This is a genomic window from Xenorhabdus hominickii, from assembly GCF_002632725.1.
GTDB lineage: Bacteria > Pseudomonadota > Gammaproteobacteria > Enterobacterales > Enterobacteriaceae > Xenorhabdus > Xenorhabdus hominickii.
In genome coordinates this window covers 1-613 of sequence record NZ_NJAI01000095.1, presented here as the reverse complement: position 1 = coordinate 613, position 613 = coordinate 1, and the positions used below count along the sequence as shown (strand labels likewise).

1 protein-coding gene and 1 pseudogene are annotated in these 613 nt (G+C 56.9%); both read left to right on the top strand.

The genetic code is table 11. From position 1 onward, the window contains the following. Positions 1-475 (top strand): HK97 family phage prohead protease (locus Xhom_RS25295; protein ID WP_099140142.1); only part of this gene is annotated, 475 nt, incomplete at its 5' end. A 9-nt stretch (positions 476-484) separates the two neighbouring features. After that, positions 485-613, top strand: a pseudogene (locus Xhom_RS38290) (phage major capsid protein); the annotation flags it as partial.

Here is a 613-nt window from a genome sequence, read left to right as displayed (position 1 = left end):
TCGTGAAATCATCAAGCCCGGGGCCTTTGATGAGGTACTCAATGATGATGTGCGCGGGCTGTTTAACCATGACCCCAACTACATTCTGGGGCGCAGTGCTTCAGGCACCCTGACGCTGTCTGTGGATGAGCGCGGGCTGCAATACGACATTCAGGCGCCGGATACCCCGACCATCCGCGATCTGGTGCTGGCTCCCATGCAGCGGGGGGATATTACCCAGTCTTCTTTTGCCTTCCGGGTCGCCCGTGACGGTGAGCACTGGTTTGAGGACGAGGAAGGCATTGTCATCCGGGAAATCAGCCGCTTCTCCCGGCTGTTTGATGTGAGTCCGGTGACCTATCCGGCCTATCAGGAGGCCGATTCAGCCGTCCGTTCCTTGCAGGCCTGGCAGGAGGTGCGCCACAGCGGGGCACTCCGGCAGGCGATTAATCAAAAAATGGCGCGTGAGCGCATTCTGACTTTACTGAATATCTAGGATATGATCATGAAATTGCATGAACTGAAACAACGCCGTAACACTATTGCGGCGGAAATGCGTACCCTGCATGACAAAATCGGGGATGCCGCGTGGACGGACGAGCAGCGCACCGACTGGAACAAGGCGAAAACCGCA